17 protein-coding genes are annotated in these 21082 nt (G+C 59.2%); 10 read left to right on the top strand and 7 right to left on the bottom strand.

Going from position 1 to position 21082, the window contains the following annotated elements; genetic code table 11:
- Window positions 1-79 precede the first annotated feature (79 nt).
- Window positions 80-508 carry an Hsp20/alpha crystallin family protein gene (locus ACRC0P_RS01115; RefSeq protein WP_438627671.1) on the bottom strand — a complete coding sequence of 143 codons (429 nt, stop codon included), beginning with the start codon at window positions 506-508 and terminating at the stop codon, window positions 80-82.
- Window positions 509-797: 289 nt separating this feature from the next.
- Between ACRC0P_RS01115 and ACRC0P_RS01110 the strand changes: the two genes are divergently transcribed.
- From ACRC0P_RS01110 to ACRC0P_RS01090, 5 genes are all read left to right on the top strand, one after another.
- Window positions 798-1235, top strand: a complete 438-nt coding sequence (locus ACRC0P_RS01110; RefSeq protein WP_438627669.1) for a host attachment protein — start codon at window positions 798-800, stop codon at window positions 1233-1235.
- A gap of 91 nt (window positions 1236-1326) precedes the next feature.
- Complete coding sequence (gene corA / locus ACRC0P_RS01105) at window positions 1327-2280, top strand: magnesium/cobalt transporter CorA (RefSeq protein WP_438627667.1); 954 nt, start codon at window positions 1327-1329, stop codon at window positions 2278-2280.
- A 318-nt stretch (window positions 2281-2598) separates the two neighbouring features.
- The gene (locus tag ACRC0P_RS01100) at window positions 2599-3258 is read left to right on the top strand and encodes a hypothetical protein (protein ID WP_438627665.1); all 660 of its coding nucleotides are present in this window, start codon (window positions 2599-2601) and stop codon (window positions 3256-3258) included.
- A 432-nt stretch (window positions 3259-3690) separates the two neighbouring features.
- Window positions 3691-4275 (top strand): cytochrome b, encoded by a 585-nt coding sequence (locus ACRC0P_RS01095; RefSeq protein ID WP_438627664.1) that lies wholly within the window; start codon window positions 3691-3693, stop codon window positions 4273-4275.
- 11 nt (window positions 4276-4286) lie between these two features.
- Window positions 4287-4853, top strand: coding sequence for a YceI family protein (locus ACRC0P_RS01090; RefSeq protein WP_438627662.1), 567 nt, complete (start codon window positions 4287-4289; stop codon window positions 4851-4853).
- A gap of 202 nt (window positions 4854-5055) precedes the next feature.
- Here the strand turns inward: ACRC0P_RS01090 and ACRC0P_RS01085 are convergent, their stop codons facing one another.
- The 5 genes from ACRC0P_RS01085 to ectA all read right to left on the bottom strand — a co-directional run bounded on the left by ACRC0P_RS01085 (window position 5056) and on the right by ectA (window position 10829).
- Window positions 5056-6516 (bottom strand): sodium/proline symporter, encoded by a 1461-nt coding sequence (locus ACRC0P_RS01085; protein ID WP_438627660.1) that lies wholly within the window; start codon window positions 6514-6516, stop codon window positions 5056-5058.
- 240 nt (window positions 6517-6756) lie between these two features.
- Window positions 6757-8202, bottom strand: coding sequence for an aspartate kinase (locus ACRC0P_RS01080; protein ID WP_438627658.1), 1446 nt, complete (start codon window positions 8200-8202; stop codon window positions 6757-6759).
- Window positions 8203-8283: 81 nt separating this feature from the next.
- On the bottom strand, window positions 8284-8688 hold the full coding sequence (locus tag ACRC0P_RS01075) for an ectoine synthase (protein WP_438627656.1): 405 nt from the start codon (window positions 8686-8688) through the stop codon (window positions 8284-8286).
- A 103-nt stretch (window positions 8689-8791) separates the two neighbouring features.
- Window positions 8792-10129: a diaminobutyrate--2-oxoglutarate transaminase gene (gene ectB / locus ACRC0P_RS01070; RefSeq protein WP_438627654.1), complete on the bottom strand. Its 1338-nt coding sequence runs from the start codon at window positions 10127-10129 to the stop codon at window positions 8792-8794.
- A gap of 55 nt (window positions 10130-10184) precedes the next feature.
- The gene (gene ectA / locus ACRC0P_RS01065; RefSeq protein WP_438627652.1) at window positions 10185-10829 is read right to left on the bottom strand and encodes a diaminobutyrate acetyltransferase; all 645 of its coding nucleotides are present in this window, start codon (window positions 10827-10829) and stop codon (window positions 10185-10187) included.
- 333 nt (window positions 10830-11162) lie between these two features.
- Here ectA and ACRC0P_RS01060 point away from each other — a divergent pair, with 333 nt between their 5' ends.
- The 4 genes from ACRC0P_RS01060 to ACRC0P_RS01045 all read left to right on the top strand — a co-directional run bounded on the left by ACRC0P_RS01060 (window position 11163) and on the right by ACRC0P_RS01045 (window position 18503).
- On the top strand, window positions 11163-11684 hold the full coding sequence (locus tag ACRC0P_RS01060) for a MarR family winged helix-turn-helix transcriptional regulator (RefSeq protein ID WP_438627712.1): 522 nt from the start codon (window positions 11163-11165) through the stop codon (window positions 11682-11684).
- Window positions 11685-12109: 425 nt separating this feature from the next.
- Window positions 12110-13096 carry an FHA domain-containing protein gene (locus tag ACRC0P_RS01055; protein ID WP_438627650.1) on the top strand — a complete coding sequence of 329 codons (987 nt, stop codon included), beginning with the start codon at window positions 12110-12112 and terminating at the stop codon, window positions 13094-13096.
- A 60-nt stretch (window positions 13097-13156) separates the two neighbouring features.
- Window positions 13157-15751 (top strand): protein kinase domain-containing protein, encoded by a 2595-nt coding sequence (locus ACRC0P_RS01050; protein WP_438627648.1) that lies wholly within the window; start codon window positions 13157-13159, stop codon window positions 15749-15751.
- 223 nt (window positions 15752-15974) lie between these two features.
- A complete protein-coding gene (locus ACRC0P_RS01045) occupies window positions 15975-18503 on the top strand; it encodes a protein kinase domain-containing protein (protein ID WP_438627646.1) in 2529 nt (842 codons plus the stop codon).
- Here the strand turns inward: ACRC0P_RS01045 and ACRC0P_RS01040 are convergent, their stop codons facing one another.
- On the bottom strand, window positions 18504-18986 hold the full coding sequence (locus tag ACRC0P_RS01040) for a hypothetical protein (RefSeq protein WP_438627644.1): 483 nt from the start codon (window positions 18984-18986) through the stop codon (window positions 18504-18506).
- A 1231-nt stretch (window positions 18987-20217) separates the two neighbouring features.
- On the opposite strand from ACRC0P_RS01040, the gene ACRC0P_RS01035 reads away from it, so the two are divergent.
- Window positions 20218-20808, top strand: coding sequence for a transposase (locus ACRC0P_RS01035; RefSeq protein ID WP_438627642.1), 591 nt, complete (start codon window positions 20218-20220; stop codon window positions 20806-20808).
- Window positions 20809-21082 lie beyond the last annotated feature (274 nt).

Here is a 21082-nt window from a genome sequence, read left to right as displayed (position 1 = left end):
TCAGTTGCATAACCCGCAGTGTAGGGTCGGTGGCGAACATCGCCACCTCCCTCGCGGGAACAGCCGTTCCCGGCACCCGTCAGTGGATTTCAATACGGTGGCTGCGCGGTATCGCTTCTTCACGCTTGGGCGCCTTCAGGATCAAGACACCGTCTTTGAAATTGGCATCGATCTCGTCCTCACTGACATCGGAGCCGAGGTTGAAGCTGCGCATGAACTTACCGTAACGCCGCTCCTGGCGAATCACCCGGCCTTCCTTTTCCTCTTTCTCCTCGCGGTGCACCTCGGCCTCCAGGGTGAGCACGCCGTTTTCCAGGGTCACATTGATATCGTCGCGGCTGACACCCGGTAGCTCGGCACTGATCTCGTAATTCTTCTTCGTCTCACGCACGTCGATACGCGGAGAGAAAAAGCCCTCCTTGCCTTCACCTATGGTGCGCACAGGGGACATAAACTGCTCGAAAATATTGTCCAGGTCGAATAGCGATCCGCGGGGTACAAGGCTCATGGTGTAGATCTCCTACCAGTAAATGAAAAAAACCCGCACCGTGGCTCCGGTGCGATTTTCCGGAATCCACGATTTAGTGTTTCATCCACAAGTCTAGAGAAACGGACGCCACCCGGTAGCGGGAAGATGAAAAAAATTCCGTGGATCTGCGCAGCGGTTGGCTGCAGCCGAGACCAGTCCACAGACTATTGCCTCATAAGAAACTTATTCCTGATAACTCCTGGTTAACGGCTCCCCGGCAACAACTGTTTCAACTAGCATTAAGGGGAGAACAACCGAGGAAATTCTCATGGCACTTGCATGGGTAATCGTGGCCAATCAGTCCCGCGCGCGCCTGTTTGAAGCCCAGAAGCGCGCCGGCGCCCTCACCGAACTGAAGACGCTGATCCACCCCGAGACGCGCCTCAAGGGCCGGGACATAGAGACAGACGCTCCCGGGCGCGCCTTCGACAGCGGCGGCGAGGGCCGCCATGCCATGGGCAACGTGCGGGAGCTGCACAACCGTGCGGGGCGAACCTTCGCCCGCGAGATCGCCCACGCCCTGGAGCGGGGGCGGCAGGAGGGGCGCTACGAAAAGCTCTACATAGTGGCGGAACCGCACATGGTGGGCAGCCTGCGCGAGGCTCTCAAGCCGCCCACCCTGGCCACCGTCGCCGGCGAAACCGGCAAGAACCTGGTGAGCTGCGAGGCGGAGGAGATCCGCGCACAGTTGCCGACCTGGCTCTGACCGGCCCGCGAAGATGAACCTAGGTTGATTTGTACCCTGCGGATTGCAAATATGTCCCAACTATCGACTACAAGAGCTACGGGACACGGCAATGCTGAGACTCTTCGAGATCAGGCGGGGCGCTATCGCCGAGCAGCCCGCCGACACGGGTGCCACTGAAAAGCAGCTCGCGGAGGCCGTATGGGTCGACCTGCAGGAGCCCCAGGAGGAAGAGCGCAAACTGTTGGAACAGCTGCTGCGCACCGAGCTGCCGGAGTCTGAGGATGTCGAGGAGATCGAGGCATCGGCACGCTACTACATAGACCATGCCGGCGTTCACATACACTCCCTGTTCCTGACCCAGAGCGAGGGCCGCCACAACACAGCCAGTGTGGCCTTCATTCTGCAGCCACAGCGACTGCTCACCGTGCGCGACAGCGACCTGGCGGACTTCCGCCTGCTGCGCATGCGCGCCCGGCGCGGCCAGGTGGTGGCGCACAGTGCCCAGGAGCTGTGCGTACTGGTGTTCGAGCAGAAAGTGGAAAACCTGGCGGACGCCCTGGAGGATATCCACCTCAAGTTGGGCGAGGTCAGCCACCTGGTGCTGGAGGACGAGGCCGCGGAACTGGAGGATGCCATCGACCAACTGGCCAAGCTGGAGGACAGCAACGGCAAGGTGCGCCTTTGCCTGATGGACACCCGCCGTTCCATCACCTTTCTACAGCGCCATATCAAGATCGACAACGAACTGCAGGAGACCGTGCGGGACATCATCCGCGATATCGACACCCTGATGGCCCACACCACCTTCCTGTTCGACAAGATCAACTTCCTGATGGATTCCACCCAGGGGTTTATCAATATCGAACAGACCAACATCATCAAGATGTTTTCCATTGCCGCGGTGGTTTTCCTGCCCCCCACCACCGTGGCCAGCATCTACGGAATGAATTTCGATTTCATGCCGGAGCTGAAATGGCTGTTGGGCTATCCTTTTGCTCTGGGACTGATCGTGCTCTCGGGCATTGCGCCCTACTGGTATTTCAAGAAAAAAGGGTGGTTGTAATTTGAAGGTGGGCGAACTCTCCCCTTTCCCGCTTACGGGGGAGGGGGCACTGACCGGCTCCCCCTCTCCCTAACCCAGTGACTCGCGCCATCCATGGCGCTCGGCCTTCGGCCAGCTAAAGCTGCCCAAATCCGCTCCCGGCGGATTTGTCCCCCAAAAGGGGGAGAGGGGACTGTCGGGGCGAGTAGTTACGAAATCGGATTCTACTCGCCGCCTGTGGATAAATCCTGCGCCGGCAACACTGGTCGTCGCGGTTCCGTGGCCCTCCGTCTCAACTGCTAAAATAAACCTGAAAAGCGCCACGCCGGGAACCCGCCAATGGGACAGACAACTTTCCACCGCAGACAGTGGCTGAGCATACAACAGGCGGTGAACCACCTGAGCGCTGTGGCGGAGGAACCGCTGACCAGCGCGGATCTCGCCGACCTGGCCGAGGACTATCAACTGGATCTCTACTGGTACCGCCCCGGCCAATTGCTCACCTACACCGACGGCCGCGGTACCCTCGAATTGGATACGCCCATGCGCCTGTGCCCGGAAAACCACAGCGACTGGCAAGCGATCGCGGGCATATTGCGCCACCGCCCCGCCCTGCCCGCCTACGAACAGGACACCCCGCTGCTGGAGGACGCGGAGGGCAACCGCCTGCGCATCACCTTCGAGCGGAGCCAGCGTCCCGAGCCTTTCAGCAACCGCTGGTATCCCACTTTTGCCGAACTGGTGGTGAAGCGCAGCCAGTTGGAACAACTGGAGCCGCAGATATTCTCCCCGCGGGAAGCGGACAGCGAATTGAAGCCAGACCTGCTGCTCAATGTGATCTGGGAGCTGGAACAACTGGCCCTGGACGGCTCGAAACCAGGGCTCTCCCCCGCCTGGTTGGCAAGTGAACTGGCGCGCCGCAATGGGGATATCGACCGCGGCGCCGTGGAACGGGTGCTGGCGGCCGCGGAGCGGGAGGGGGCGCGGCAGGCGTACTGATCCCCCTTTTTCCTTGGTGGGAGCGGCTCCCGGGAGCGCGGAGCTCCAGCTCCGCACGCGGGCCGAAGGCCCGTCCCTCCCCAGCCCCTCTCCCGCGGGCGGGAGAGGGGAGCAGGTACAAAAATCGGCTATCCAGCCAATTTTTAACTCATCGCATCCCTGTTGGCTCGACCTCTGGCGTCGAAATTGGCTTTCCTGCCAATTTTTGACTCGCCACATCCTTGTGGCTCGCCCTCCGGGCGCCTCTGGCGTCGAAATTAGCTTTCCTGCCAATTTTTGACTCGCCACATCCTTGTGGCTCACCCTCCGGGCGCCTCCGGCGTCGAAATTGGCTTTCCTGCCAATTTTTCGATAGATTCGTTCAGGTTTTTGCACTGTTCCGTCGCTTCGGAGTTTTTATAATGGTCGCTTGCGGACAATAGGGGGAATGTCGTGCCGGCCAGAAACAGCAATACGGAATACGGGTGGGTGGCCATTGCCCTGCACTGGCTGATGGCCCCCGCCGTTATCGGGATGTTCGCCCTGGGCTGGTGGATGCGCCAGCTATCCTACTATGACCCCTGGTATCGCCAGGGCCCGGAACTGCACAAGGGCATCGGCATCATCCTGCTGGGGCTGCTGCTGGCGCGCTTGGCCTGGAAACTCATGAATCCCAGCCCGGCGGCGGAGGCCGAAACCCCACGCTGGCAGAAAACACTGGCGAGCCTGACTCACAGTGTCATCTATCTGTTGCTGCTGGCGATCATGTTATCCGGTTACCTGATTTCCACCGCCGATGGCCGTCCCATCGACGTGTTCGGCCTGTTCGAAGTGCCGGCGACGATCCATGGCATCGAGAACCAGGAGGACGTCGCCGGGCTGGTGCACGAGGTGCTCGCCTGGAGTCTGATGGCCCTGGTGGCCCTGCACGCGCTGGCGGCACTGAAACACCACTTTATCGACCGCGATGCCACCCTGCGCAAGATGCTCGGGCGCGGTGTCGCAATCACCAACTCCAACCCCGCAATCACAAAATAAGGGAGCAACCAATGAAAAAACTCACCGCACTGCTGTTTGCCGCACTGATCGGCACGACCGCCCAGGCCGCGGACTACAAGATCGATACCAGCGGCGCCCACGCGTTTGTCCAGTTCCGCATCAAACACCTGGGTTACAGCTGGCTGTACGGCCGTTTCGACAAATTCGACGGCACCTTCTCCTACGACGAGGAAAATCCGCAATCCTCTTCCGTAGAGGTGAAAATCGATACCACCAGCCTCGACAGCAACCACGCCGAACGCGACAAGCACCTGCGCGGCTCCGATTTCCTCGACGTCGCCAAATTCCCCACCGCGACCTTCAAGAGCACCGGCTTTAAACCCCTGGGCGACGGCAAGGCCGAACTGACCGGCGACCTGACCCTGCGCGGCGTCACCAAGGCAATCACCATCGACGTGACCAATATCGGCGGCGGCAAGGACCCCTGGGGCGGCGAGCGCCAGGGTTTCAGCGGCACCACTGAGTTCAAGCTGAAGGACTTCGGTATCGACTATGATCTGGGACCGGCCTCACAGACCGTGGAAATGATCCTGGATGTGGAAGGCGTTAAGATTTAATGATGAATGCGGACAAATCTGCTCCCGGCAGATTTGTCCGCATTCCGCATTCCGCATTCCGCATTCCGCATTCCGCATTCCGCATTCCGCATTCCGCATTCCGCATTCATGAAGTGCGTCCCTGCACTTCACCCGCTTCGCGGGCAGCCTTCGGCTGTGCAGATCTGCTCCCGGCAGATTTGTCCGCATTCATCATTCTGCCCTAAGCCCCGACGCTCGATAATTTCGCCGGGCCGGACAGGCCGCAGAGCCGACCCACGCCGTAAACCAACCAGGCGCTCACCACCGCCGGCAAAACTTCGAAGATGGTCGCATTGAGCCCGGACATACGCCAGCCGATGGCCACCGCGCTGGCCACCAGTACCATCGCGATGGTCAGCGACTCGCGGGGCCGCCCGCCCAGCGCATAGACCACCAATAGACCGCCGAAGGCAGAGCCCAGCACGCCCCAGGCGAACAGCACCAGGTTGAACACATTCTCCTTGGCGAACAGGGCGATCAGCAGAGATGCCCCCACCACCACAAGCGTGGCGACGCGGGCGGTACCGTAGCCGTGCCAACGCGAGGGCATCAGGTCCCGGGACAGACAGGCGCTGCAGCTTAGTATCAGCGAATCCACAGTGGAAATAGTGGCCGCAAAGAGCCCCGCCAACACCAGGCCGGTAGCCGCCGGGTGCAGCAACACCTCCGCCATCACCGGCAGGGCCAGTTCCGCGTCCAGCTCACCGCCGCTCATCACCAGGGACGGGTCTACCGCCCCCTGATCCATCAGCAGGCGCGCCATCATGCCCACGCCCACCGCCAGGGTGTAGAAGGCCACGAACCAAAGATAGTAGTAGATGCGCGCCCGGCGAATGCTTTTCACATCATTGCAGGCCATAAAGCGCACCATTACATGGGGCTGGCCGATCACCGCCGCCCCGGCGAAGGTCCAGCCAATCAGGAACAGCAGGGCACCGTTCAAACCGCTGACAGCGGATTCGGCGGGGAAAAACTGGAAGAAACTGGGAGAGACCTCGTGCAGACCGCTCCAGGCCGGCTGCCAACCGCCGACGGTGGACACCGCCGCAACCAGCATCACCACCATGGCGACGATCATCACCACCGACTGTGCGGCGTCGGTCCACACCGAGGCCCGCAAGCCGCCGGAAAAACCGTAACAGAGCACCATCACCGCGCCGATAACCGCGCCGGTGCGCAGATCCCAGCCGAACAGGGCCTGCAGGGCCTTGCCGCCGGCCTTGAACTGAGCGGCGGCGTAAACGCCCAGCAAAGCCACGGCGATCAGTGCGGCCACCACCTTGAGAAGCTGGAAATTCTCCCCGCCCCAGCGAGACAACAGCTCCGGGATGGTGAGGGTACCGCGCTGTTCGGTCATCTGCCGCACCTTGCGCGTCACCAGGGTAGCGGCCATCCAGTCCCCCAGAATCCAGCCCACCATCATGGTGAACGCCGGCAAACCGGTGGCGTAGGTGTAGCCGATCACCCCGATGAACATAAAGCCGGAATTGTTGGTGGCCACCGCGGAAAGACCGGTGAGCGAAGGCGGCACGGAACTGCCGGCGAGCAGGTAGTCGGACTGCTTCTTGGAGCGGACCAGCACCGACGAAAAGCCGATCAGGAGAAACATCAACAGGAAACCGAGAAAACTGGCAAGCAGCATGGGATAGCGACCCCGCAGGTTAAACCTTCCTTCGACCCCCGGAAACACGGGGGCCGGGCAAAGGCTTTAATTATTTTTTAGAAACCTTGTATCTCCGCGTCAGGATACCAGCTAAGGAACCGCTGAATAGTCAAATTAGTCACTCCGGCGAAGGCCGGAGCCCAGAGAAATCGCCGTGTTCTGGATTCCGGCCTTCGCCGGAATGACGATATTCAGAGGTTTCCCAAGACGTGGAATATCTCAAGCCGCGCATATCGCATCGCCGTGTTCGTAAACCTCCACCAGCGCGTGGTGCAGGCTTTTCACAGCGACTTCATAATCGTTTTCATTCACCACAAACTGCATATCCACCTGGCGCATGGACTGGTGCACCGCAAGGATACTGATACCGGATTGCGCCAGCGCCGCCACCGCGCGCGAGAGCATACCGGGCACCTTCATATCGCTGCCGATCGCGGAGACCACTGCCACCTTGCGCACCTGGATGTCGCAGTCCGGATACTGCTCGCAGATTGCGCTGCGAATACGCTTTACAGTTTTCAGGTTGTTGGCCAGAAAATGCGTAATGGTATTGGCGTTGGTGTCCTTGGTAACCACGCTGCCTTTAAAGCGCCCGATGATTTCGTTAATCACGCGATCATAGGCCGTCATACTGCCCATCATGTCCTGGTCGAAACATTCCACCGCATAGATATTCTTGCGCCCGGCAATAATCTCTACGCAGGGGGTTTCGCTGACATAGTCGCCGGTCACCAGGGTGCCGCGGTGTTCCGGCTCAAAGGTGTTCATCACCCGAAGCGGAATCTCCTGCTGGCGCAGCCCCTTGGCGGCGCGGGGATGAATGGCCTCCATACCCAGGTTGGCCAGCTGGTCCGCCACGTCGTAGTTGGTGCGGCCGATGGGCACTGCCTGGTTTTCCCCCACCAGGCGCGGGTCGGCGCTGCTCAGGTGGTATTCCTTGTGAATGATCGCCTCGCGCGCACCGGTGATCACCGCGATGCGGCTGAAGGTCATCTCGCTGTAGCCGCGGGCGAAGGTTTTCATCAGTCCCTCGCGGGTATGTGCATAGCCGGTGACAATGGGCAGCTCCCTGGCGAGATCGATATCGCGGAAGGCGCGCTCGATGCGCTCGTCCAGGGTCAGGTGGTCGCTGTCCCTCCAGCCGGTGAGGTCGACGAAGCGCGCCTCGATGCCCTCCTGGCGCAACAGCTGCGCCGTGTTCCAGGCGCTGTGTGTCTCACCCAGGCTGGCGAGCATCTCGCTGACGGTATCGAGATGGCCCTCCAGGGCAAAGTGGCCGTGCTGGCAGAGCCGCTCCAGGTCCGCTAGGCAGCGCTCGGTATCCTCCAGGCGCTCGCCGATAAACTCGTTGGCCTTCTTGCACAGCGCCGGGTCTTCAAACAGTATGGCGTTGATTTCCCCCATGCGCTCGCGCAGGCCGTGCACGGCTTCCGACCAGCTGCGCTCCTCCTCGGCACCGGCGAACAGGGCAAAGACACCCGGGCGCCCGGATTTCTTGTGTTCCAGCAGCATATCGGTGATGCCGCCGTAGGCGGAGACCACGAAGATACGCTGGTAAACCCCCTCGCGATCCGCTCCGCCGTTCTTGAGAATGATGTTGTCGCGAACTGCGGCATAGTCGCTCATGGACGTGCCGCCGATTTTTTCCACCGTGTGTAGTTTCATGGTTTCCCTGTAAAGGATGTCGTTTCGAACTCTCGTGTCGACGCGGGCCGCCAACGGGCGGCCCGGGCTATGCAACATCTGTCATTTTTTGTCGGAGATTTCTTCAGCTTCCAGTTCGTAGGCGCCGCTGGCATTGTGCACTTCCTTGCCGTGCAACGGCGGGTTGAAGACACAGGCCATCTTCATTTCCGTTTTGGCACGCAGGATATGCTTGTCGTTTTTATCCAGGATATAGATGGTGCCCGGCTGGATGGGATAGACCTCTCCGTCCGCTACCGTCTCCACCTCGCCCTCGCCGGAAATGCAGTACACCGATTCCAGGTGGTTCTGGTAATGCAGGTTCAGCTCGGCACCTTCATAAATGGTGGTGATATGGAAGGAGAACCCCATATTGTCGTTTTTCAACAGCAGCCGCGTGCTCTCCCAACCTTCGGAAACCACACGGCGGGCTGTTTTTTCTGCGTCCTGTAAATTCCTGACAATCATTACTCTGCTCTCTCAAACTTCAATAACAATGGAAAACTGCGTAGGGTGCGCCGCGCGCACCATTTCGACTTCTCGACTTCACCCCCGGTGCCGCTCTTCCGGATCAGGCTGCGCCGGCCAGTTCGTCTTTTTTCTCACTGTTTTCATCGCCGTCCTCGGCAAAGAAATCGTGTTCCTCCGGTACGTCCTGACCCTTCAGCACTTTGGCCACCGCCGCCTCGACAATATCCAGTGCCTTTTTCAGGTTGTCGTCACTGATCGTCAGCGGGCACAGGGTTTTCACCACGTGGTCGTCGGCGCCGCTGGTCTCGATCACCAGTCCGTGCCGGAAGGCTTCGCGGGTGATCTGTCCGGCCAGGTCGCCGTTCACACAGTTTAGCCCGCGAAACATGCCGCGACCGCGGGTGGTGAGGTTGCCGTCGCCGTAGTTGTCCACGATTTTTTCCAGGCGCTCACCGATGTAGTCGCCCTTGCGTAGTACTTCCGCGGCGAACCTGTCATCGCTCCAGTAGTGGTCGATCGCCGCCGTGGCGGTGACGAAGGCCAGGTTGTTGCCGCGGAAGGTGCCGTTGTGCTCGCCCGGTTTCCACTGGTCCAGCTCCGGCCGCATCAACACGACTGCGAAGGGCAGGCCGTAGCCGCTGAGGGATTTGGACAGGGTGACGATATCCGGCACCACGCCGGACTCCTCGAAGCTGAAGTAGCTGCCGGTACGGCCGCAGCCCGCCTGGATATCGTCGATGATCAGCAGCACGTCGTGCTTCTTGCACACCTCGGAAAGATTGCGCAGCCAAGTGGTGGTGGCCGCGTTGATGCCGCCCTCCCCCTGTACGGTTTCCACAATTACCGCCGCCGGGTGGTCGACGCCGCTGGAGGAATCGGACAGCACCTTGTCCAGGTAGGCAGTGGTGTCGATGTCGTCGCCCAGATAGCCGTCGTAGGGCATGCGGGTCACACCGGCCATGCTCACGCCGGCGGCGCCGCGGTGATGGGAGTTGCCGGTGGCGGCCAGGGACCCGGCGGTAACGCCGTGGAAGCCGTTGGTAAAGGAGATGATGTTCTCCCGCCCCTTGTACTTGCGCGCAATTTTCATCGCCGCCTCCACCGCGTTGGTGCCGGTGGGACCGGTAAACTGCATGACATAGCTCAGGCCGCGGGGCTGCAGGATCTTCTCGTAGAAGGTCTCCAGGAAATCGCGCTTGGCCGCGGTGTGCAGGTCCAGGCCGTGGGTGATGCCGTCGCGCTCGATATATTCCAGCAGCGCCTTCTTGAAGACCGGGTTGTTGTGGCCGTAGTTGAGCGTGCCGGCACCGGCGAGGAAATCCAGGTACTGGTTCCCTTCCTCGTCATACAGGTACTCGCCCTGGGCGCGGTTGAAAATGCGCGGAAAGGCGCGCGCGTAGCTCTGTACTTCCGATTCGATCTCGTCAAAAACTTTCATGATGGCAATCCTTGTTGGTGAGTTTGGAGGATTGAATAGGTATAGGAGCAGGGGATCACCCGGCGCCCTCGGCCGCGCCGGTGAATGGGCCTATGCGCAGCAGGGTTTCGCTGTCGTGACGGCCGCGGAAATGGCGATCGCGATCGAACAGCACGGACTCGTCGCAGCCGGCGCCGAGCTTGCGCGCCAGGCCGTGGAACAGCGCCCAGGAAGCGCGGTTGTCGGGAGTGATGGTGGTTTCCAGGAAGCGCACTTCGGCGCAGCAGGGGCGGCCCAGGATCTCCCGGACCATACGGCCGGCGAGGCCGATCCCGCGGGCCTCGGCGGCGACCGCCACCTGCCAGATAAACAGGGTGTCCGGGCGTTCGGGCACCCGGTAACCGGAAACGAAACCGACCAGGTTGCCATCCAACTCAGCGGCGACGCTGGTGGCGGCGAAATGGCTGGCCTGCAGCAGGTTGCAGTAGATGGAATTTTCATCCAGGGGTGGGCAGCGGCCGATAAGCGCATGGACCGCGGCGCCATCTTCACTGAGAGGCCGGCGCAGCAGGGGCTCTGCCCCTTTGGCGCTGCGCCGCGCATAGACCTCACCTTCCGGGGTTTCTCCTTCAGCCCGTTCTTCCCTCGCCCGGCTGATGGCTGCGGTTTGGCTGGTGGCCCTCGTTTGACTGAGGGCTCCCGCTTTGCTGTTGGCGCTCAAATCGATACCTTTAGTTGTCAAATGTTTATTTAAAGGCCAAAAAGTAGATTTTTCCGTCCAAATTCCACTTTTTGGATCATATTTGGCCTTTAATACATAAAACTATTTACTACTCTAAATAATTTTTTGCATAGTACTCTAACTAACCACCAAATCGCAAGACGGAGCCCCATGCAAACTGATCACAAGTCACGCAGATTGACGCCATCGGGCAGTGCCGCTGAAAGCAGCACCCACGGGCGGGCGCGGGGCGAGACAATTGACAATCGCGACCAGGGCCCTAAAGTCGGCCACAGGCGATTCTCCCGCCGCGACCTGCAGAGCCTGCTACTGATGGACAAGATTGAAGAAGTACTGATTACCCTGCGCCGACTGATTCGCGCCACCGACCTCCACTCCAAGCAACTGGTGAAAACCGCCGGCCTCACCGCCCCGCAATTGCTGCTGCTGCAGGCGATCCGCGAGAAAGGCCAGGTCACCATCGGCGCCCTGGCCAGGGAAATCAGCCTCAGCCAGGCGACGGTCACTACCATTCTAGACCGCCTGGAGAAGCGCGAACTGGTGTATCGGGAACGCTCCTCAGAGGACAAACGCAAAGTCCACGCCTACCTCACCGACAAGGGCGCGGACATCATCCGCGACGCCCCCACCCCCTTGCAGGAGCACTTCGTACGCCAGTTTCGCGATCTGCGCGACTGGGAGCAGTCCATGATTATCTCGTCCCTGCAACGGGTGGCGCTGATGATGGACGCGGAGCATATCGACGCCTCGCCGGTGCTGGATATCGGCGACCTTGACCGCAAGGACAGCCGCCAGCTGCCGTCGGAAAAAGAAGGGGCCGACGACGGAAATTGACCCTCAATCTCCAGGCAATTGACCCTTCCGAACGGTTGCCGGTCCCGGCAAAGGGAACATCCGAAATCGCACGCAAAGATTTGCGCGCCAGCACAAGTTTCCGGCAAAATTCCCCCGCTTAGCACTCAATCATTGCAATCGACCGGAACTTCGGTATAAATGGGCGAACAACACTAAAGTGGCCGCCAACCATAGAGTTAGCGCTCACTACTCAAGACAGGGCGCAATAACAACACCAAAGCGCTGCTAACTACGTTTTACTGCATGGACTCGGGCAGTGGTTTAGCGCGCGCGGAAGACGCCTGGCGAAAAACAACCGATAGCTACTATCGGCTCCCGACGGTTAGCCTGTGGCAACCGCCCGCCTCCCGCCATTGCACCACCTGTCTGTTTCAATGAAAAACCGGGGCGAAGGGACCGACAACATGGCATGCCTGCAACACCCTGACAGGGAGCAGCCCGTCTACCTGATGGCACACCATACCATCGGCCGGCGCCAGGGCGCCGTGGACACGCGGATCACGAGCGCAGAAATTTCCGGTATCCACGCCGCCATCCAGTGGACCGGCACCCACTGGAATATTCGCGATCTGAGCCGCAACGGCACCTGGGTCAATGACCAGCAGCTGGTTCCGGCAAAAAATTACCAGCTCCAGTTGGGGGACAAAGTCGCCTTCGGCCGCGCCGACAATCCACTGTGGGCAGTGGAAAACCTCGACGCACCCGAAAACCTGCTGATCGACCTGCGCACCGGCGAAGCGCAATACCTGGAGCGGTATCACCTGTTGCCCGACGAGCGCGACCCGGTGGCCACCCTGCATCTGAACCCCGTCACCGGCCAGTGGCTCTACGAACTCACCGGCAATTCCAACGGCGGCGAAAACGCCCGCGTCGTCAAACACGGCGACCGCATCGATTGCGGCCGCCATGGCTGGCAGTTGTTTCTCGCCGACAACCAGGGCACCACCAAGGAGTTGTCCCTGGAGCAGTTGTCGATCGCCGACTTCAAACTGCGCTTCATCTCCAGCTACCACGAAGAACATGTGCAAATGCAGCTGATCCGGGAGAAAGTGAAAGTCCCCCTGCCCGGGCGCTCTCACCACTACCTGCTCCTCTACCTCGCCCGCGCGCGTATCAGGGACATAAAACGGGGGCTGGACCCGGAATTCCAGGGTTGGATTCCTATCCAGGTGGCAACCCAGGAGCTGGGCCTCACCCCCAACAGCATAAACATGCAGCTCTTCCGCGCACGCAAGCAGATTGCGGAATCCCTGCCAGACGCCATCGACACCTCGGCCCTGGTAGAGCGGCGGGCCTGGGAAATCCGCCTGGGCTGCGGCCAGTTTGAGATCTATAAGGGCTCCCAACTGGAAGCCCATACGAGCGGGGCGGAGACAGTCAATGAACAGTGAACAGCATGAACAGTAAGAGCATCTCTATCGATAACTGATCATTGGTCACTGATAACCGCCATGCCAACAGAACAATCCCCTTTCTACATCGGACGCTACCTGGTCACCGGCCGCCTCGGCTCCGGCGGCATGGGCGTGGTCTACCTGGCCACCGACGAGCGCCTGGGCCGCCAGGTGGCCATCAAGCGCCTGGTGAAAAACCCCAGCAGCAGCTCCGCGCACCTCCGGATTCGCCAGGAGGCCCTGCTGCTGGCACAGCTCAACCACAGCAACATCGTGCAGATCTACGATGTGGTGGAAGAGCGGGACGACGTGGCGCTGGTGATGGAATACGTGGACGGCTGCTCGCTCACCCACTGGCAGCGCGAGCGCAACCCCGGCCTGATCCAGAAAGTCCGACTGCTCAAGCAAATCTGCAGCGGCCTCTCCCGGGCCCACAGTGTCGGCATCATTCACCGCGACCTGAAAACCGACAACATCCTGATCGACAGCGACAATACCGCCAAGATCGGCGACTTCGGCATCGCCAAGAACTGGCGCGAAACCAGCGACCTCACCCGCGAACAGCATATCGCCGGCAGTTGGGGCGCAATGTCACCGGAACAGGCCCAGGGCAAACCGCTGGACAACCGCAGCGACCTATTCTCCCTGGGCGTCCTCGCCTATCAGCTGCTGTGCGGACAGAATCCCTTCGGCCACTGCGAAAGCCCCTATGTGCTCGTCGACCGCATCGTCAACAGCCAGCACCCGCCGGCCTCGAAACTCAACCCCGAACTGCCGGGGGCCCTGAGCCAACTGCTGGACCGGCTGCTGGCCAAGGACCCCGCCCAGCGCCCCCTCAATGCCGCCTCGGTGGTGGCGGAACTGGAGGCCATTGCGGTAAGCCTGGAAAACCGCGGGTCCGGTTTCAGCGGCAGCCGCACAGTCACCATTACCGTGGAAGATTACCACCGGCGCAAACAGCAAGGCGGGGGGAAATATCGCAAATTCATCGCCGCCACCGCCGCATCCCTGCTGATGGGAGGTGCCATAGCGCTGTTCGCCTACACCCAGCACACATCCGAAGGGAAATATATCGCCCTGGTATCACCCATGGATAATCCCGAGGCCCCAAGGGAGGTCCGGCTGCTCACCGGCAGCGTCATGAACGCACTCGCGGAAGCGCTCTCCGATCGCCGCGGACTATATCTGGTGCCCGTCTCCGAATCCCAGAGGCTGCGGGGCCTGCCTTTGCGCAAACAAGCGCAAACACTCAATACCCAGCTACTGTTGAACCCCGAAATCTCGTGCGACACAAGCTTTTGCGACCTCTCGCTGGAAGTAATCGACGCGCAGAATTTTTCCGTGGTCGCCAATCGGAGCATCTCTGTCAGCCTGGACTCCTATTTAGGCAGCTTCGAAAAAACATTCCAGCAAGTCGGCTACCTTCTGCCCGACCATCCCTCGCGCCAGCAAAGACCACAATACGAAATTGCAGAAGAGGACTACAAACGCTATCTGGAACTGGCGGAATACCCATTCGATGAACGCAATATCGCCACCTACCTCGAGACCCTGGAAGAGCTGCAGCAAAAAGCGCCCTACTTCCCGCACATTTACGAGCTGTATAGCGAGCAGGCGTTCAAGGATCGCTATCACAACCTCAATATGGAATCCGTTGATCGCCTGCGGCAGTTTCTGAGCAAAGCGCCGCCCCAAATCGCCAACACACCGGAAATTATCAGCGCCAGGTTAATTCAGGCCCAGACGGAAGCTGACTGGCAGGAGGCCGACCGGCAACTGCAGCGCTTGAAACCCGCCATCGCAGACGAGGCCAGTTTCTATCACCGCAAGGCCATTTATCTTCACCTGAGGGGCGAGTACCAGCAGGCACTGGAGGCTTCGAACCGATCGTTGGAGCACCGCACCAGCACCAACTATCTGGTACAGAAAGCCATGGCCCTCAGCTTCCTGGGCGATATGAAAAGTGCCAGGCCGGTACTGAGGCAAGCCCTGGAAATCGACGACACCTATATCGATGCCATATCCCTGCTCGCCGCCAACGACCTGGATATGGGCAACACTGCGGAAGTCGTGCACCTGCTCACCTCCGTAGACCGCCAACTGCTGAGCCCCCTGGACACCTACAACCTGTGCACCGCGCAATACCTGGAAAAGAACTTCGCCGAGGCGGACCCCTGCTTCGAGGAACTGCTGCAAATCAACCCGGACGACACCGAACCGCTGCTGTTCCGCGCGGAAATGGCCCGCGCTCAAGGGCGGGAGTCATTGGCCCGGGAACTCACCGAACAGGCGGTGCAGAAAACTCTCACCCGGGAAGGATGGGAAAACAAGCTGATCCTGGCCCTGGCCTACGCCCAAATGGGCCGGCACCAGCAGGCGGTGGAAACCCTGATCAAAGTCCGCCGCCAGGCCAGGGACGACACCTACGTAAACCATATCCGCGCTCAGATCTATATCACCACCGGCGACCTGGTATCCGCAGAAGCGCATATCCGCCGCACCCTGGAACTGGGACAGTCGCCCATCTGGTACCACACCAGCCGCTTCGCAAAAATCTGTACCCATGGCGGCTTTGCCGACCTGCGCACGGAATATCCTGCCCTGTGCTCGGAAGGAGCACAAAACACCCACACCGAGGTAGCGAGACAATAGAAAAATCCAACTGTAGGAGCCTGCTGGCAGGGCCATCCCGCGCGCATACAAAGCACCGCTTTGTGCGCGGGATGGCGGGGCCGGGGCTGGACAGAAAGCTCAGGGGAACGCCAGGAAAGGCCCGCGCCATTTTGCAAGCAGGCGCTACAACACAAAATATCGTAGGATGGGCAAAAACACGATGTGACGCGCCCATCACGCCCCGAAAGAAGAACAAACACCCATGGAAACCGCCGAACCGGAACAGATACAGTTAGACCGCTACCGGCTGGGCCGCACCCTCGGTGCCGGCGGCATGGGCGTGGTCTACCTGGCGCAGGACACCAAACTGGACCGCCCGGTCGCCATCAAGAAGCTGCGCCGCGACGCTGCTGGCGAGTCCGCCCGCGGCCGCATCCAGTCCGAGGCCCAGCTGCTGGCCAAGCTCAACCACAGTAATATCGTCCAGCTCTACGACGTATTGGAGGAAGACGGCGGCATCGCTCTGGTGATGGAATACGTGGAGGGCACCACCCTGCGCGAGTGGATGCGCGAACATATCGCCCCGCTGCGGGAAAAGATCGGCCTGCTGATGCAGATCTGCGACGGCCTGGGCGAAGCCCACGCCCTGGGCATCATCCACCGCGACCTCAAGCCCGACAATATCCTGATCACCCATAACGGCATAGCCAAGATTACCGACTTCGGCATCGCCAAATCCCAGGAGCAGCAGGACCTCAACCTCACCAAGGAAGATCACGTGGCCGGCACCCTGGGCGCCATGTCCCCGGAACAGATCCAGGGCAAATCCCTGGACCTGCGCAGCGACCTGTTCAGCCTGGGCACCATCGCCTACGAACTCTTGTGCGGCACCAAACCTTTCGACACCGGCGAGGGGAACTTCCTGGCCCTGGCCGGCCGGGTAATCAACGAACCCCATACGGCACCGCAACAGGCCTGGTCGAAAATCCCCGAGCCGCTGGCCGTACTGCTGGACAAACTGTTACACAAGGACCCCACCCAGCGCCCGGAGAATGCACAGCTCGTTTACGATGCCCTGGAATTTATGTACCGCCAGGGAGAACCGGACGCGGATACCGAGGAATTCTCCGCCACCATTACCCAGCTCCTCAGCAAGCCGCGCAACAACTACTGGCGCAAAGTCGTCGCTTTCACCGCGGCGGCTGCTGTAATCGCGGGCGGCGTTTGGGGCTGGAACTACCTCAACCGGCTCGATCCGCGATATATCGCCGTGCTGCCCGCACAGATCGAAGGCGAAGCGCCGGAGCTTACCGGCACCCTGGTGCGCCAGGCCTTGTCCCAATCCGTCAGCCATCTAAAAAGCAGCGCCTTGGTGGCATTTACGCCCAAACCAGAAGACAGCCTGGAGGTGCAGATCAAGTCCCTGCGCGAAAAAGGGGTAACCGATGTGCTGGTTTCCCACCTGCACTGCGCGCGGACCCGCTGTGAAATCGAAATACAGCGGCTGGGCGCGGTCGATAATCTGATCAGGAACCAGACCAGCTTTGCCTTTTTGCCGCAGAAGCGGCAGGAGTCTGAGTATCAGATTAGTGAAGCTACTGCACATTTGTTTGACAAAAATTATCTCAAGCATGAAGCGAAGCAGGATTTGATGAATGATGAGGATTATCGGCGCTATCTGGAGATAGTGGCTCGAGCGGACAGCAAGGATCTAGAAGAGAGCGATCTCAAAGTAATGGAGGAGTTGGTACTGCGGTATCTGGATAACGCCAACCTCTACCGAGCGTATACCAGTTTAGCAACAAACCTCTATGTTGCTTCAGATAACTTTGATTATATCCAGTCCGGGCTAACGGTACTGGAGCGCGCCAAATTGCGCGATATTGATGAAACTATAGTCTTGGAACTGGAGCTTTGGTTGCGCACTTACGACAGCAATCGAGAAACTTTTGACCAGCTATTACGTAAGCTACAAGAGCTTGATTTCCCTCCAGCTCAGCTTCTCAGCAAGTATGCTCGACTGCTGTATATGCAGGGTGAATATCAGGATGGGGCTAGGTACGCCAGCGAGGCCGCCAATTTGTATCCGTCAGCGGAAAATCTATACTTGACCGCCCTAAACCAATTCGGCAGCGGAAAATATAAAGAAGCAACGAGCACGCTAACTCAAATTACGCAACATTTTCCCGAGCACTGGGCATCTTATGCCACATTAGGCGCGATCTATATTGAAAGCGGGAACTACCAAGCATCCGAAGATATCATCAGTGCTATTCCAAAGGAATTCCGAAACTGGAGAACTCTCGTCAATCTAGGAGTGGCTTACTTTTTACAAGAAAAGTACATAGAAGCCCTAGATGCCTATAAAAGTGCCTTACAAGTCTCACCAGAAAATCTTACAATTCTCGGCAATATTGCGGAAGTATACCTAGCACAAAAAGACAACCAGAAGGTCTTGACCTACTTCCAACAAATTGAACAGCTTAGCGCCAATAAAGATAGTGCCGAGGCCAGTAGATATCACGCATTATCTCTTGCTTACCAAGGAAAAACATCAAAGGCAATCGCACTTACACATAAGCTCAATAAAGCGTTTCCAAATGATACAAACGTAAAGTATGTTGCCTCCCAAATCTATGCCTTGGCAGGAGAGTATAGTTCTTCGAGTTATTATATAGAACAACTCCTTGATCAAGGAATGAGCACAGACTGGTTTTCCCTACCAGTATTCCACCAAGTCTGCGCTCAGCCGGGAACCTCTAAGCGAGTAAAAGAAAGCCTTTGTCGCTAATTACTGGGGCTCAACAAGCACAGCGGGATCGGCAGATTTATATTTCTTGCCATTATACCATGCTACCCAGCAATATTTGTATTTGCGCTGACACCCATCTTCCTTATGCTTGGGATCAAGAAGCACATCCAAAACCTGCGCCCCCTCATCACCGATATAGGACTGGAACTCAGAGAAACAGCGCCATTGCTTCGGCCGCTCACAGAACTCGATACCCGGCAGACGGTTGCGGCACCTCCAGGACATCCAATCCCACTCCCAGCCGGCTCCATCCAGGGTAAACTTCAGCTCCGCGCAGCCATAGCCATGCCCTGAGCCCTCGATACTCTTGAACGCCGCCACAATATCGTCGATCTGGTTGCCACCGGCATCCTCGATCACCCAGACCTGCCCGTCATCCGCCACAGGCTTGACGGTAAACTCGAACGTCACCAGTTCATTACTGTTCACATCTATTTTTTTTGTTTGTGCTGGATTCAGCATTGGGTATTCCTCCCTAGTATCAATATTATTTTCGCGCACACGGGAGCGCGCTTTGTCTATTTTGCCTTATCTGAAAGTAAAAAGGCCGGCAGCAACCGAGTTACTGCCGGCTCAAATGATGGTCCCAACCATCAGACGATTACAACAACACTATCAAGAGCGAAGGGAGCATCCGTGCCCCGCGGCCAGGCCCGTTCCCAAACTGGGCAGACGTAGGCTCTGTGTATACCCAGCCGGCCTGGCAATTCAGCTGGCGCTGAATGGCTTCCTACCCGAGCCGCGCCTGTGCAGCACGGCATCCGGTCCATCGGATGCGGCGTCGAGGAGTGTCTACCCATAGACCGGTCGCCTGAACAACCGAGCGACGCTGCGCTCCTCAACCCTGGCGCTACTCTACGGAAAAACCGATAACAGGTCGATCACACGCCATTACACGCCATTACAGGTTTGGCGAACTTTTAACCACCCACAGCCGCGATCGGTCTTTTGTAGGATGGGCAAAGCGAAGCGTGCCCATCAATGGCCCCACCACAGGATGATCGACGCGCTTCGCCTTGCCCAACCTACCAAGGAACCACCTGTATATCGCCCGCGCGCTGCTGCAGGATGCCCAACGACGCGTTACTGCGCGTTACTGGACACCCACCACGCGTTACTGAAACGCGTTACTGGACACCTGAAACGCGTTACTGGACACCCACCGGCGCGTTACTGGACGGCGCGTTACTGGACACCCACCAAATAAAAAGCATATAGCGCCAGCCCTATTGCAGCCCGTCCGAATCTACGCAAAATACTGGTTATCCATCCACCTTACATAGGTAGCCACCTATGGGACTCCCGCGCAAAGCCCTGATAGCCCTTGAAGCCACGCACTACTACCACTGCGTCTCCCGCTGCGTGCGCCGCGCCTTTCTGTGCGGGCGGGACGAACGCACCGGGCAATGCTTCGAGCACCGTCGTCAATGGATCGAAGACAAGTTGCTGGAGTTGTCCCGGATATTCGCCTTGGACATCTGTGCCTATGCGGTGATGAGCAATCACTACCATGTGGTATTCCACGTGGACGCGGCGAAGGCTGCCGCCTGGGAACTCCGCGAGGTAGTGGAGCGTTGGCACCAGCTGTGCAAGGGTTCCCCCCCTCTCCAACCGCTTCGCCCGCAACGAGGCCCTGGATGCCGCCGAACTGGCCAGACTTACCGAGTTGGCGGAGGTCTGGCGGGCGCGACTCATGAATATCAGCTGGTTTATGCGTATGCTGAACGAGTCCATCGCCCGCGAGGCCAATCGGGAGGATCAGTGCACCGGCCGCTTTTGGGAAGGTCGCTTCAAGTCCCAGGCACTGCTGGACGAGGGGGCACTGGCTGCCTGCCTGGCCTATGTCGATCTCAACCCGATTCGCGCGAAGATGGCCGAATCGCCCGAGACATCGGACCATACTTCCGTCCAGCGGCGCATCGAAGCCGCAGAATTCCGGCGGCAACCGCAGGCCCTGTTTCCGTTTGTTGGCAATCCCCGCGAACCCATGCCCGCAGGGCTACCCTTTAGGCTACAGGACTATCTGGAGCTGGTGGACTGGACCGGGCGATGTCTGCGCGAAGACAAACGTGGGGCCATCCCCGAAGAGTTGCCGCCGATTCTCGATAGATTGCAAATAGATCCCCGACACTGGCTCTATCTCAGCCGTAACTTTGAGAGCCGTTTCAAGACTCTGGTGGGCTCCGCCCATGCCCTTCGCCGCGCCTGTACACTGCTCGGCAAGCGTTGGGCACAAGGAGTCCGAGACTGTGAATGCTATTTCTCCCCACCTACCGGTCCCTGAGCTTTTGCTTTTCCCGGAAAGAACGTCTTCGCAGGTTTACTGCGGGGCTTAGCGGCATCTCGGCGAGGTTATTCGACACCGCTGCGCAAAACCTCTCCGGCCCGCCGTCCAATCACCAATCCCATGATTCTGCGAAACCAGGACAACGGTAGCTTCCAACCTATTTCCCGAGCTGTGAGACGAACCCTGGGTATCCGAGACGGACTGCGGGCATTCGGTGGGTGGTGGGGATGGGTGTCCTGTACCTGGGAACTGTCCCGGGGTGGGTGTCCTG

The sequence above is a fragment of the Microbulbifer sp. genome, assembly GCF_051659245.1.
GTDB lineage: Bacteria > Pseudomonadota > Gammaproteobacteria > Pseudomonadales > Cellvibrionaceae > Microbulbifer.
This window is presented reverse-complemented; position numbering and strand designations above follow the sequence as displayed.